Genomic DNA, 11,638 nt, shown 5'->3' with positions numbered 1-11,638 from the left:
CCGTGGGAGGCCCGACGATTTCACGCTTCACTCTGATCGCGGCGGCGCTGTTCGCGCTCTTGCTGGCGCCGGGCGACGGCTCTGCCAAGACCGAGACGATCCGCGTTGGTTTCGCGACCTGGGCCGGTGCCGGGCCGCTCTATGTCGCCAAGAAGCGGCGCTTTTTCCGCGAAGAGGGCCTGAAGGTCGAGCTGCTCAAAGTCGAGGACATCGACCTCCGAATGGCCGCTCTGGCGACCGGGCAGGTCGATGTCGTGGTCGCGTCGGTCGACAGCCTGGCGCGCCACCTGAGCAGGGGCGGCCAGGGATTCCGCTGCATCTTCGCCCTGGATGATTCCCGCGGCGGCGACGGCCTGCTGGCCCACCGCGATATCAAGAGCCTGGCGCAGCTCGAGGGCCGCCGCGTGGCCTTCGACCGAGGCTCGGTCTCCCAGTTCTACCTCAACGTCCTGCTCGGCGAGGCCGGTCTGTCGGAGAGCAGCCTCTCGGTGGTCGACCTCGACCCGGCGGCGGCCGGCCGCGCTTTCATCGCCGGCGAGGTCGACGCCGCCGTGACCTGGGAGCCCTGGCTCTCCAAGGGGAGCAGCAGCGAGATCGGCCACGTGCTGCGCGACAGCTCGCAGAATCCCGGTCTGATCACCAACGTCGTGCTGACCCGGTCAAGCGTGCTGACCCGGCGGGAAAAGGCGCTGAAGGCGCTCTACCGCGGCTGGAGCCGGGCCGTCGACTACGTCAAGGAGAACCCGAAGGCGGCGCGCCAGATCATGGCCAAGGGGCTGGGCGGCTGGATGGCCAACCAGCGGGTCATGGCCGAGGTGCTCGACGGCCTGGTGTTCTATGACGCCGCCATGAACGCCGACTATTTCGGCTCAGCCGACCGGCCGGGCGCGATCGCGACGAACCTGAGCCAGGCCCTGGAGATCTGGTCGCGCGAAGCCGGCGGCCGCGTGGCGGCCGCGCCCAGCGATCTGATCAGCCACCGGATCATCCAATAGCCGGTGCGGCTGCTCTAGGGCACCCCGCAGGGCGGCTCAGATCAGGCCCAAGGAGCGAAAGCTGCTGTGGCCGCCGGCGGCGATCACTAGGTGGTCGTGCACCGCGATCCCCAGCTTCTCGGCCGCCTCCTTGATCTCGCGGGTCATGGCGATGTCCGCCTGCGACGGCGTCGGGTCGCCTGACGGATGGTTGTGCACCAGGATCAGCGCCGTGGCGCCCAGCTCCAGGGCCCGCTTGACCACCTCGCGGGGATAGACCGGGGCGTGGTCGACCGTGCCGGTCTGCTGGGTCTCGTCGGCGATCAGCCGGTTCTTGCGATCCAGGTAGAGCAGGTGGAAGCGTTCGGAGGGGGCGTGGCCGATGGCGGTGCGGCAGTAGTCGATGAGCTGAGTGGCGGAGGAGATGACCGGGGCCTTGGACAGCTCTTCCCGGGCCAGGCGCTTGGCCGCCTCGGGGACGACCTTGAGGGCTCCGATCGCCGGCCTCTTTAGGCCTGCGGCCTCCAGGGCTTCGGGATTGGCGGTCAGGACGGCGGCCAGGCTCCCGAACCGGGCGATGAGCGACTTGGCCAGCGGCTTGGTGTCACCGCGTGGGCGACCGGCGAAAAGCAGGTACTCCAGGATCTCGTAGTCGGCGAGGCTGTCGGGCTGCTCCAGCAGCTTCTTGCGCAGCCGTTCGCGGTGGCCGTGGTAGTGCGGCTTGTCGCCGGACACGGGCCGCGCCTCGGGCTCAGGTACCGTAGGGCGGCGCGTGCCACTCCTTCGGCGACAGGGTGAAGATCTCGTGGCCGTCGGCGGTCACGCCGATCGAATGCTCGAACTGCGCCGAGAGCGAGCGGTCTCGGGTCACCGCTGTCCAGCCGTCCTGCAGGATCTTCACCTGGAACTTGCCTGCGTTGATCATGGGTTCGATGGTGAAGAACATGCCCTCGCGCAGGACCGTGCCCTGGCCCGGCCGGCCGTAGTGCAGGACGCTCGGCGCGGTATGGAAGACCCGGCCGAGGCCGTGGCCGCAGAAGTCCCGGACCACGGAGAAGCGGTTCTTCTCGGCATGGGTCTGGATGGCGTGGCCGATATCGCCGAGGGTGGCGCCGGGCCGCACGACCCCGATGCCGTGCATCATCGCCTCGTAGGTGACCTCGCAGAGGCGGCGCGCCTTCACGCTGGGCGACCCGACGTAGAACATGCGGCTGGTGTCGCCGTGCCAGCCGTCGAGAATCACGGTGACGTCGATGTTGACGATGTCCCCGTCGACGAGCCGCTTGTCCTCGTTCGGGATGCCGTGGCAGACCACGTGGTTGACCGAGGTGCAGATCGACTTGGGGAAGCCCCGGTAGTTGAGCGGCGCGGGCACCGCCTTGTGGTCGAGTATGAATTCATGGCAGAGGCGGTCGAGCTCGCCCGTGGTGACGCCCGGCTCGACGGTGGGCGTGATGAAATCGAGCGTGGTTGCCGCCAGCGCACCGGCGCGGCGCATGCCGTCGAACTCCTCAGGCCCGTGGATGGTTATGCGGCGCTCGTCACCATTCTGGGCGTCCATCGCAAGTCCTTGTTCCGTCGAGGTCATCTAACAAACAGCCAGTAACAAACAGCCAGTCGGGGGCCTCGGCGGCCCTTCAGAAGCAATCACGCAGACACCACTAGGGCCAAACGCCTAAGAAGCGGTTATAGCCTCAGCGCCAAGCGACGGTCCAGTTCGATCGCCTGGGGGCTCAGGGTGCAGGCGTGGCAGTGTAGCTCGACCCCCTGCCCGGCGGCGTCGCGCAGGGCTCGCCCGTAGGCCGGGTCGATGTCGTCGGCCACCTCCATGTAGGCGCAGTCCTCGCGCTGCACCAGAAAAAACATGACCGCCCGCGCGCCCGCCCTGGCGATTTCGGACAGCTCCGCGAGGTGCTTGGCGCCCCGCTTGGTGACCGCGTCGGGAAACTCGGCCGGGCCGTCCCCGCGCTTGAGTGTCACGCTCTTGACCTCCAGGTAGCACGGCGGTCCCTGGTCGCTCTCCAGGAGGAAGTCCACGCGGCTGTTTTGGCCGTAGCGGACCTCGCGCCGGATCCGCTGGTAGCCCGACAGCGCGGGCAGAGAACCGTCGGCCAGGGCTTCAGCGACGATGGTGTTGGGGTGGGCCGTATTGATGCCAACCAGGGCCCCGTCGCGGGCGACCAGCTCCCAGGAGTAGCGGAGCTTGCGGTCGGGATTTCGCGCCGGGGACAGCCAGACCGGCGAATCGGGCTCGGCCAGGCCCATCATCGAGCCGGGGTTGGCGCAATGGGCGGTCACCTCTTCGCCGGTCTCGAGCCGGACGTCCGCCAGGAACCGCTTGTAGCGCCGCAGCAGACGGCCTGGGAGCAAGGGATCGGGGAACCTCATGGCCCGCGACCCTAGAGCAGATGCGGTCGCGATGGAATCGCCCAAATCGCGCCCTCGAGCGCGGTCGACCAGGGCAGGGCGGTCGTCGCACCGTCTCCTGGGCATGGTATCGCTGGACTTAAATCCTCTCCCGTGTTCTACCACGAGGCTCCTATGCGTACTCTGATCCATAGCGCTCTCGGGCCCGCCCTCGTGCTCGCCCTGCTTGCAACGGCCGGCTGCTCTGACCCGAGCACCTTCCGCTACCCGGGCAAGCAGTTCTTCGAGTCCGAGCCGAAGAAGAGCTCTTCCAGAAGCCGGCCCGCCCCGGCCGCCGGGGAAGAGGACGGCGAGGGCGATTGGATCAAGTCGGGTGTGAGCGAGGAGCAGGTGCTGGCCGATTCCGACTCCTGCTATCGCTTCGCCAACGCTCAGGTGACCAAGGACATCCAGATCGACCGCGACATCGATGCCGCCCGCGGCGACAGCAAGTCCATGCTGCAGGACAGCGGTAGCCTGGACCGCCGCGTCAACGCCTACTACTACGGCAACGAGAGAATCTACCGGTTCGAGAGCTGCATGAGGTCCAGGGGCTATAGCCGGAACTGAACATTCGGGCGGATCGGCGGAAGAGGCGGTAACCGCCTGCGCCCTGATCATCGGCAACGAGGTGCTGTCGGGCCGCACTCAGGACGCGAACCTGGCGTTTCTCGGCGAGTCCTTGAACGAGTTGGGGATCCGTTTAATGGAGGCGCGGGTCATTCCGGACGTCCCGGACGCCATCATCGACGCGGTCAACGAAGTACGGGCCAGGTTCGACTACGTCTTCACGACCGGCGGCATCGGCCCGACCCACGACGACATCACGGCGGAATGCGTCGCCCGGGCCTTCGGCGTAGCGCTGATCCGCAATCCCGAGGCGGAGGCCATCCTGGAAGTCTTCTACGGGCGTTCGGAGCTCAACGAGGGCCGCCTGCGTATGGCCAACACGCCCGAGTCGGCGGTGCTGATCGAGAATCCGATCAGCAAGGCCCCCGGGTTCCAGATCGGCAACGTCTTCGTCATGGCCGGGATTCCCCGCGTCATGCGGGCCATGTTCGAAACCCTGCGCCCGCGCCTGAAAGGCGGCCGGCCGCTGCTATCCCACGCCTTGACGGTCAACCTGCCGGAAAGCGTGATGGCGCCCGGCCTGGGCGCCATCCAGAACGATCACGCGACGGTCGAGATCGGTAGCTATCCCTATCAGAAGGAAGGACGTTTCGGGGTGCGCCTGGTCCTGCGCGGCCCCGAGCCGGCGGACCTCGCGGAGGTCGGTGCTCGGGTCCGGGATCTGATCGGCGACCTCGGCGGCCGGATCGAGGCGGAAGCCGGCCCCGGCCGGACCTGAGCGCGCCGTCCTCCATGCCTTGGGACCCCCGGCAATATCTCGCCTTCGCAGCGCCGCGGCTGCGTCCGGGGCTGGACCTGATCGGCAGGATCCCCGAGCTCGCCGCGCGGCGAATCTTCGACCTCGGCTGCGGCACGGGCGAGCTGACGGCCCGGCTTGGCGAGCGCTGGCCGGAGGCCCGCGTGACCGGCCTCGACTCCTCGGCCGAGATGCTCGAGCGCGCGGACGCCTCCTCTCCGGCCGCCGCCTCGCCCCGGCTGGACTGGGCGCAGGGCGAGATCGCGACGTGGCGGCCCGACGCGCCGCCGGACCTGGTCTTCTCCAACGCGGCGCTCCACTGGGTGGGGGACCACAAGACCCTGTTTCCCCGACTGCTGGGGCTGCTCGCGCCTGGCGGCGTCCTGGCGGTCCAGATGCCGAGAAACTTCGACCAGCCGACCCACCGCTTGCTGCGCCAGACGGCCGGCCAGGGGCCTTGGCGGGACCGGATCGACCTGGCGTCCGAAGCGGTCCTGGAACCGGCCGCCTACTACGACCTGCTGGCGCCCGGCACAGCCAGTCTGGATATCTGGGAAACCCGCTACTTCCATGTCCTGTCCGGCGAACACCCGGTGCTCGACTGGGTCAAGGGCACCGCTTTGAGACCGGTGTACGACGCCCTGTCGGGCCCGTCGCTGGAGGACTTCCTGGCGCGCTATGGCGCCGCGCTTGCCGAGGCCTACCCGCGGCGGTCGGACGGCACGACGCTGCTGCCGTTTCGCCGGCTTTTCATGGTCGCCCGGAAGTAGGCGGGGGCGCTCAGCGCCGACGCAAGGTCCGCGCCTGCTCGCCGGCTTGCTGCCTCTCCGCCGGCTCGAGTTGACCGGCGAGCAGGGCGCGCGACTCTTCCGCGCCGGGGGTCCCGGCTTCGGCGGCCACGATCAACCAGGCGAGGGCGCCCACCCTGTCCTCGGGCAGGCCGCGGCCGTCGATTTTCATCACGGCGAGCTGTGTCGCCGCTTCCATCACGCCCGCGCGTGCCGCCGATTCGTAGAGCTCTGCAGCGCGCGCCGCATCGCGCGGGCCGCCGAGGCCGCGCTCCAGGAGGCTGGCGAGGTTGTATTGGGCCAGAGGCAGGCTGGCCGCCGCCTCGAACCAGCGGCGCGCCTCGGTCGGGTCGACCGGGCCGCCGGAGCCCGATTGCAGCATGGCGGCGAGGCGAAAGGCGGCCTGGGGGTGACCCTGAGCGGCCGCCGCCGCATACCACCGGCGCGCCTCAACCGGATCCCGTCCGGCCTTGATTCCCGCCTGGTAGAAGCGCGCGAGACGGTACTGGGCCTCGGCATCGCCCGCCTCGGCGGCATTGAGGTGCCAGCGCAGCCCCTCACCATAGTCGGGATAGGCCGAGGGTTCAGCCGCCCCGGCCGCCGAAGCCCCGAGCAGCAGTGCCGCCAGGGCCCAGCGAGCGGGTTTCAAAGCTCTGACCGTCCAGCTGTGCCGTTTAGAACCAGAAGTCACTATAGGCGCCCACCAAGCGGCTTTCTTCGCCCTTGAGGGGAGCAGTGTGACAATCGACGCGTGCCAAGGTCCGGTAACAGTAGCGGGCGTCCTCCGACCAGTAGCTGCTACAGGCGCTCAGCCCGAGAGCCAGAATCAACAAGCTCGCCCATTTACCCATTTCCCGGCTTCCTGCCATGATCTTCTTCGCAGCGGGATTTTACCGCAAATCCGCGGCTAGGGAAATGGTCGTGATTACTGAGGGTTAACCCTAGAGCGGATCATGTTTTGACGGAAACGCTTCGCGGTTCCGACCAAGCATGTGAATCCGCTCTCATTCAGAGTGATAGAGCAGATTCACCGGGTTTGACGGATCGCCCTGGCGATTCAACCAAACCCGGATCTGCTCTAGTAACGGGTCAGGATCGGGTATCGACGACCACCCGCCCCCGGATCTGCCCCTTCAGGATCGCCTCGGCCAAGCCAGGCAGGTCGCTCAGCGAGGCGTCCTGGGTCGTGGACTCGAGCTTCTCCAGAGGCAGGTCGGTCACCAGACGCTGCCAGGCGACCAAGCGCTCGTCCTTGGGACACATGACCGAGTCGATTCCGAGCAAGTTGACGCCCCGCAGCAGGAAGGGGATCACCGTGGCGTCCAGCTTGCTGCCGCCCGCCAGGCCGACGGCGGCTACGGAGCCGCGATAGGCCATCTGGGTAAGCACGTGGCTCAGCGTGGTGCCGCCGACCGAGTCGATGCAGCCGGCCCAGCGCTCCTTATCGAGAGGCCGGGTCGGCGCCTCGCTCAACTCGTTGCGGTCCACCAGGGTCTTGGCTCCCAGGCTGCGCAGGTAATCGTGGGTTTCGCTCCGGCCGGTCGAGGCGGCCACGTCGTAGCCGAGCTTGGCCAGGATGGAGACGGCGATCGAGCCGACGCCGCCGGCCGCGCCGGTCACCAGCACCGGACCGCTGTCCGGCGTGACCCCATGCTTCTCCAGCGCCAGCACCGCGAGCATGGCGGTGAAGCCCGCCGTGCCGATCGCCATGGCCTGGCGCGTGCTGAGGGCGTCGGGCAGACGGACCAGCCAGTCGCCCTTGACCCGCGCCTTCTCGGCGTAACCGCCCCAGTGCATCTCGCCGACCCGCCAGCCGGTGAGGACGACCGCATCGCCCGGCTTGAAGTCGGGGTGCTGGCTGTCCAGCACCTGTCCGGAGAAATCGATGCCCGGAACGTGGGGGTAGCTGCGCACTAGGCGGCCGATGCCGTTCAGGACCATGCCGTCCTTGTAATTCAGGGTGGAGTGCTCGACCGCGACGGTCACGTCGCCTTCGGGCAGCCGCGAGTCGTCGAGTTCCTGGATAGAGCTGCTGACCTTACCGTCGCTCTCTTCGAGCAGGAGCGCCTTGAACATCGTCACCGCCTTTCGTCCCCCGCCGCCCGCGGTCGTGCCGGAGCGCGGCGGCTTGTTGATCCCCGGGTTCTCTTCAGCGCAGGGCTTCGAGAACCGACACGTAGTTGGCGACCGCGGCGCCGCCCATATTGAACACGCCGGCCAGCTTCGCCCCGGGCACCTGCATCTCGCCGGCGTCGCCGCGCGTCTGCATCGAGGCCATGATATGCATCGAGATCCCGGTGGCGCCGATCGGGTGGCCCTTGGACTTGAGGCCGCCCGAGGGGTTGACCGGCAGGCGCCCGTCCTTGGCGGTCCAGCCCTCGAGGATCGCTCGCGCGCCTTCGCCGCGCGGCGTCAGTCCCATGGCCTCGTACTCGATCAGCTCCGCGACGGTGAAACAATCGTGGGTCTCGACCAGCGATAGGTCCTGGAGCTCGACCCCGGCGCGTTGAAGCGCTTGGCTCCAGGCGACCTCGCAGCCCTCGAAGAGGGTGATGTCGCGCTTGCTCATGGGCAGGAAGTCGTTGACGTGCGCGGTCGAGCGCAGCGCGACGGCCTTGTTTCGGCCCAGCGCGGTCGCCACGTCGCTTAGAACCACGGCCGCCGCCCCGTCGGAGACCAACGAGCAGTCGGTCCGCTTCAAGGGGCCCGCGACCACCGGGTTCTTGTCCGAAACGTTGCGGCAGAACTCGTAGCCCAGGTCCTTGCGCAGCTGGGCAAAGGGATTGGCCACCCCGTTCTTGTGGTTCTTCGCGGCGATCGCGGCGAGCGCGTCGGACTGGTCGCCGTGCTTCTGGAAATACTGCTGGGCGATCCTTCCGAAGACGCCCGCGAAGCCGCCCTCGATCTGGCCTTCCTCCTTGACGTAGGCGGCCTTCAAGAGGACGCCGCCGATCTCGGGGCCGGGCAGGGCGGTCATCTTCTCGACACCCACGACCAGGACGAAGCGCGCACGCTTGGCCTCGACCGACTTGACGCCCTGATGCAGCGCCGCCGTGCCGGTGGCGCAAGCATTCTCGACCCGCGTCGCGGGCTTGTATCGAAACGCCTCGTCGGCCTGAAGAATCAGGGAGGAAGGGAACCCCTGGGGCGAGAAGCCCTCGTTGTACGTCCCCAATACGAGCTCGTCGATATCCGCCGCCTCGAGCCCGGCGTCGGCCACGGCGCTCTGGGCGACCTGAAGGATCAGGGACTCGACGTCCTGGTCCTGATGCTTGCCGAAAGGGGTGTGGCTCCAACCGATAATGCAGGCAGTCATGCGATCTTTCCCAGGCGTGGAAGGCGCGGGACACTATCAAACCCGGGGCGGGACGTCATCCCCCATACCGGACGAACGTCGACTTCGCTCGGGCTCGTCAGCCGCCGGCGCGCTTGATCCAGACAATGGGGGCCGCCCAGTCGAGGCGCACGTCGGTGAGCGGCGGGCCCGCATAGGACAGCAGGTTGTAAAGACCGGCCTCGGAGCCGGCGGCGACGCGCTTGGCATAGCGGTCGCCCGTGGTCAGCTGGACCACGCAGTCGCGGTTCTCGAAGAGTGACGACTTGCCTGGGCCCAAACGGGTGCAGATCAGGATATCGCCGGGCCGGTAGGCCGGCATCATCGACGCACCGCGCACCTCCACAGCGATCGGGTCGGCAGCCTCGAGGTCGAACGCCATGGTCGGCGTGGCGGTTCCGCTGTCGCCGGTATCGGGCGCCGCTGCGGAGAGGCGTTCGCTCTTCTCGAGATAGCCGACCAAGGGGACGCGGCGCCATTGCGGGCCGTGTCCGTCGCGCAGCCATAGGGCGTTGACGCCGAGCGCCTCGGCCAGACGCGGGAGCGTTTCACCCCGCGGCTGGCTGACCAGGCCCTGGCAGTACTTCTTGACATTCTCCCTGGAAACCTGGGCGCGCCGCGCAAGCTCGGACTGGCTCCAGCCCCGCTGCTTCATGACGTCGTTCAGCCGATTGGACCAGGAATACATCCTTGGGACCCGCTATCCGTCTCCCCGGCGCCGCCCGGAGCTCGACCCTCAATCTCATGCGATTCGACCCGGCTCAAGGTCCAAATGCCGCGGCCTCTCGACCGGCAGCCGGACCAAGAAAGGCGCCCCTGCCGCTTCACTCGTCGAATCAACTCTCCGGTCCCGGCTGGTGCGATGATGTCGGGTTGCGCGACAGGACGTAGTCTTCGTCCGCAGGCAGGCTATCGAGCGCTTCGTGGAGCCGTTGCATCAGTTGGTCGGTGACGCCGCGCGAGAGCCCGTGCGTCTTCAACAATTCGATCAAGCCGTACTCCGCGCCCTTGACCAGCGCGGCCGCCAGGGAAAGCTCGCTCAACTGCTCGACTCTTCCCTGTTCGAAGGACGCCGCCAGCGAGAGCATTTCCCGGACGATGCCGCCCAGGGAGGCGACCTCGAGCAGTTCCAGAGGGGGCGCGAAGAGGCAGGGCAGGGTCTCGTCGTGCGCCATCTGGCGCCATGGATCCAAGGTGTCCGGCGGGTAGAGGGCGTAAAGCCAGTCACTGAGCAGACAGAGGTTGACCGTCCTGCCCAGAGCATCCCTCGTCCTTGCCCCGAGATGCCAGATGCTCTGGCGCAGGTTCAGGTCCTCGACCAGCGGCGAGCGCGCGACCGCGTTCCAGACGACCTGCAGCAGCATGGCTCTCTGTACCGCCAGGGGCGCGAGCCAGAGCGCGATATTGCGGTAGTAGTCGCGCAGGTCGTCCTCGTGCGGCGGTCCGTCCGGATCCGTTTCCGGGTGGCCGAGCCCGCTCGGGCCCTCGGGCATCGCTCTGCTTCCAGCGCGGCCGTGATAGGAGTCGAACCAGTGGTGCCAGGAAGAATCGACCACGACCCGTCCGATCGCGGTTCCCGTTGCGGGGCTGACGGCCTTGTGACCGTCGTAGGCGCCGACGCAGCCGAACGGGCTGAGCGAGCGATGCGGATCCGCGGGCCCAATTCCCGGCCCCCCAAGACCCGCAGCCCACGCGATCACCTCCGGCCGTGGTCCATCTCCCGAGGCCCCCGGGAACTCCGGCTGTGACCGGTAGGCGCCGAAACTGAATGCGCTTGTTCGATCGATCTCCTCCAGGGCCTCGTTCTGCCGAGCGTGAACGGGCAGCGATTCGATCGCGCCCTGCCGGCCGGATAGGATCGGATGCGGTGCCTGGGTTGCGGCGAAGGGGGGCCAGGAGACTTGGGCATAGCGCTTCGGCACCATGTAGGCCCGGGTCTCCCTGGGATCCTGCGCCGCTGCGGCGGCCCTCGGCGCCTTGGCGACGGGCTTGTAGAAGAGGATGTTGTCGGCGCGATGCGGCGCCGGCCCCCAGCGGCGCATGCTCCGGACCCGCGGGACGCGGCCAGAAAGAGCCGCACCCATGTCGTCGCGACCGCCGGTCGCGAAGACCCCGCCGCCGCGGTCCATCCAGCGCGCCAGAATCTCGAGTTCCCGATCGCTCAGGCCCTGGGAGTCATCGAGACCCGCGCGAATCCCGAATAGCCAAACCTCGTCGAAATCGTCGATTTCCAGGCCGGGTTGATCGAACCGGAAGTTCTCGAAGTGGGGTCTGGTGCAGCCGGGATCGCCCGGGGCTTCGGTCTGTGCCGCGGCGGCGGCCGGATCGCTCTGGCGATGAGCCCGCGTCACGTCGAACCGAACGCTCTCACCGGAGTCGGCGGCGAGGCAATCGAGCAGATGGGACAGGCCGTAGGCCGACGGGCTGAAAGAGGCGTTGTGCATGCTGCTCGCATGGCCGTCGATAACGATAAGGATTCTGATCGTGTGCAGCGGCATCGGCGCCGCGCCGGCACGCCGGCCAGAGGGGTCGGTATCTGGACCGAAGCCGCCTCTACCGCTTTTCGGGGCCTCTAGGGTTCTCTTCATCTTTTCCTCAAACCTGAACATCGACACTGACGGCGATCGACCGGCGCGGGCCAGTGAGCGCGCAACGGGCAGATATAGACTTGGGCTGAACGGGAAGACTGTGGCTTTTGCCACAAGCAGGCATTGAGTTATCGAACAGTATGGAACACGCTGTAGTTCAGGGCGCCGACAGGGCAACCGAA

General features: G+C 67.8%; 12 protein-coding genes. 4 read left to right on the top strand and 8 right to left on the bottom strand.

The features are described from left to right. The first annotated feature begins 2 nt into the window (after nt 1–2). Nucleotides 3–995, top strand: coding sequence for an ABC transporter substrate-binding protein (locus tag QNJ67_13300; protein ID MDJ0609946.1), 993 nt, complete (start codon nt 3–5; stop codon nt 993–995). A gap of 36 nt (nt 996–1,031) precedes the next feature. Here QNJ67_13300 and radC read toward each other — a convergent pair whose 3' ends face one another. The 3 genes from radC to sfsA all read right to left on the bottom strand — a co-directional run bounded on the left by radC (nt 1,032) and on the right by sfsA (nt 3,362). Further along, nucleotides 1,032–1,709 carry a DNA repair protein RadC gene (radC, locus tag QNJ67_13295; GenBank protein MDJ0609945.1) on the bottom strand — a complete coding sequence of 226 codons (678 nt, stop codon included), beginning with the start codon at nt 1,707–1,709 and terminating at the stop codon, nt 1,032–1,034. Nucleotides 1,710–1,725: 16 nt separating this feature from the next. Next, nucleotides 1,726–2,535 carry a type I methionyl aminopeptidase gene (map, locus tag QNJ67_13290; GenBank protein ID MDJ0609944.1) on the bottom strand — a complete coding sequence of 270 codons (810 nt, stop codon included), beginning with the start codon at nt 2,533–2,535 and terminating at the stop codon, nt 1,726–1,728. 125 nt (nt 2,536–2,660) lie between these two features. After that, the gene (sfsA, locus tag QNJ67_13285; protein MDJ0609943.1) at nt 2,661–3,362 is read right to left on the bottom strand and encodes a DNA/RNA nuclease SfsA; all 702 of its coding nucleotides are present in this window, start codon (nt 3,360–3,362) and stop codon (nt 2,661–2,663) included. 153 nt (nt 3,363–3,515) lie between these two features. On the opposite strand from sfsA, the gene QNJ67_13280 reads away from it, so the two are divergent. From QNJ67_13280 to QNJ67_13270, 3 genes are read left to right on the top strand one after another with little or no spacing between them, the layout of a single operon-like run. After that, nucleotides 3,516–3,950, top strand: coding sequence for a hypothetical protein (locus tag QNJ67_13280; protein MDJ0609942.1), 435 nt, complete (start codon nt 3,516–3,518; stop codon nt 3,948–3,950). Further along, nucleotides 3,937–4,728, top strand: coding sequence for a molybdopterin-binding protein (locus tag QNJ67_13275; GenBank protein MDJ0609941.1), 792 nt, complete (start codon nt 3,937–3,939; stop codon nt 4,726–4,728). The genes QNJ67_13280 and QNJ67_13275 overlap by 14 nt, the downstream gene beginning before the upstream one ends. A gap of 14 nt (nt 4,729–4,742) precedes the next feature. Beyond that, entirely contained in the window at nt 4,743–5,516 is a 774-nt protein-coding gene (locus tag QNJ67_13270) for a methyltransferase domain-containing protein (protein MDJ0609940.1), read from the top strand. Nucleotides 5,517–5,526: 10 nt separating this feature from the next. On the opposite strand, the gene QNJ67_13265 is transcribed toward QNJ67_13270, so the two are convergent. The 5 genes from QNJ67_13265 to QNJ67_13245 all read right to left on the bottom strand — a co-directional run bounded on the left by QNJ67_13265 (nt 5,527) and on the right by QNJ67_13245 (nt 11,366). Further along, nucleotides 5,527–6,183, bottom strand: coding sequence for a tetratricopeptide repeat protein (locus QNJ67_13265; GenBank protein MDJ0609939.1), 657 nt, complete (start codon nt 6,181–6,183; stop codon nt 5,527–5,529). 440 nt (nt 6,184–6,623) lie between these two features. Continuing rightward, entirely contained in the window at nt 6,624–7,610 is a 987-nt protein-coding gene (locus QNJ67_13260; GenBank protein ID MDJ0609938.1) for an MDR family oxidoreductase, read from the bottom strand. 73 nt (nt 7,611–7,683) lie between these two features. Further along, nucleotides 7,684–8,850, bottom strand: coding sequence for an acetyl-CoA acetyltransferase (locus QNJ67_13255; protein MDJ0609937.1), 1,167 nt, complete (start codon nt 8,848–8,850; stop codon nt 7,684–7,686). Between the two features lie 97 nt (nt 8,851–8,947). Next, a complete protein-coding gene (locus QNJ67_13250; GenBank protein ID MDJ0609936.1) occupies nt 8,948–9,556 on the bottom strand; it encodes a helix-turn-helix domain-containing protein in 609 nt (202 codons plus the stop codon). Between the two features lie 148 nt (nt 9,557–9,704). After that, nucleotides 9,705–11,366: a hypothetical protein gene (locus tag QNJ67_13245; protein MDJ0609935.1), complete on the bottom strand. Its 1,662-nt coding sequence runs from the start codon at nt 11,364–11,366 to the stop codon at nt 9,705–9,707. Between the last annotated feature and the right edge of the window lie 272 nt (nt 11,367–11,638).

This window comes from Kiloniellales bacterium (assembly GCA_030064845.1).
Taxonomy (GTDB): domain Bacteria; phylum Pseudomonadota; class Alphaproteobacteria; order Kiloniellales; family JAKSDN01; genus JASJEC01.
The sequence above is the reverse complement of the archived record's forward strand: the minus strand, read 5'-3'. Positions and strand labels throughout refer to the sequence as shown.

Bases quoted from the DNA above. Each gene is read 5' to 3' on its own strand.
- map (MDJ0609944.1), bottom strand. From the start codon at position 2,535: ATGGACGCCCAGAATGGTGACGAGCGCCGCATAACCATCCACGGGCCT.
- sfsA (MDJ0609943.1), bottom strand. From the start codon at position 3,362: ATGAGGTTCCCCGATCCCTTGCTCCCAGGCCGTCTGCTGCGGCGCTAC.
- QNJ67_13280 (MDJ0609942.1), top strand. From the start codon at position 3,516: ATGCGTACTCTGATCCATAGCGCTCTCGGGCCCGCCCTCGTGCTCGCC.
- QNJ67_13270 (MDJ0609940.1), top strand. From the start codon at position 4,743: ATGCCTTGGGACCCCCGGCAATATCTCGCCTTCGCAGCGCCGCGGCTG.
- QNJ67_13260 (MDJ0609938.1), bottom strand. From the start codon at position 7,610: ATGTTCAAGGCGCTCCTGCTCGAAGAGAGCGACGGTAAGGTCAGCAGC.
- QNJ67_13255 (MDJ0609937.1), bottom strand. From the start codon at position 8,850: ATGACTGCCTGCATTATCGGTTGGAGCCACACCCCTTTCGGCAAGCAT.
- QNJ67_13250 (MDJ0609936.1), bottom strand. From the start codon at position 9,556: ATGTATTCCTGGTCCAATCGGCTGAACGACGTCATGAAGCAGCGGGGC.
- QNJ67_13245 (MDJ0609935.1), bottom strand. From the start codon at position 11,366: ATGCCGCTGCACACGATCAGAATCCTTATCGTTATCGACGGCCATGCG.